Origin of the sequence: Azohydromonas lata NBRC 102462 (assembly GCF_001571085.1) — a bacterium.
Lineage (GTDB): Bacteria > Pseudomonadota > Gammaproteobacteria > Burkholderiales > Burkholderiaceae_C > Azohydromonas > Azohydromonas lata.
This window is the reverse complement of sequence record NZ_BCTC01000320.1, coordinates 1-698: the sequence shown is the minus strand read 5'-3', so window position 1 is coordinate 698 and position 698 is coordinate 1. Positions and strand designations below refer to the sequence as shown.

Annotated in this window: 1 protein-coding gene; it reads left to right on the top strand. The window is 71.1% G+C overall.

Features of this window, described 5'->3' with window-relative positions; genetic code table 11:
• On the top strand, positions 1-698 hold a 698-nt coding region (locus ALA01S_RS34265; protein ID WP_218011569.1), incomplete at both ends, for a hypothetical protein.

Below are 698 nucleotides of genomic sequence, written 5' to 3'. Positions count from 1 at the left end.
TTACCTACCAGTGGCTGCGCGATGGCCAGGCCATCGAAGGCGCCACGGGCGAGCGCTACACGCTCACGCAGGCCGACGTGGGCAAGGGCCTCACGGTGCGCGCGTCCTACGTGGACCAGTTCGGCCATGCCGAAAGCCGCACCAGTGCGGCCACCGCGGCGGTGGACAACGCCAACGACGCGCCCACCGGCGGCGTGGCCCTCTCCGGCACCGCCGCCATCGGCCAGGTGCTGCACGCCCGCAGCTCCGTCGCCGATGCGGACGGCATGGGGACACCCACCGTCACGTGGTGGTCGTCGGCGGACGGGAAGACCTGGGTTCTCATCGAGAGGGCCACGGGGGAGAGCTTCGTCATCACGGCCGATCTGGCCGACCGCATGGTGCGCGCCCAGGTCAGCTACGTGGACGGGCAGGGCACGAAGGAAGTCGTGGTGAGTGACGCGACGGCCAAGGTGCCGCCCATCCCGGTGCCGCCGCCTCAGACGCCTCCTGTTTCGGTCAACCCGCCTGCACCGCCCGCGCTGCCGGTCGTGCCGCCGGCCCCACCGGCACCGGCCGATGCGGGCGACAACACCAGGTTCCTGCCGTCCAACTCGCCGCTGAGCCTCCCGAGCCTCAGCACGATCACGGTGGGTGAGCCGATGAACGTCGGCAACCCAGGCGCCAACCTGTTGCCTCAGCAACCAGGGCCGCAAGGA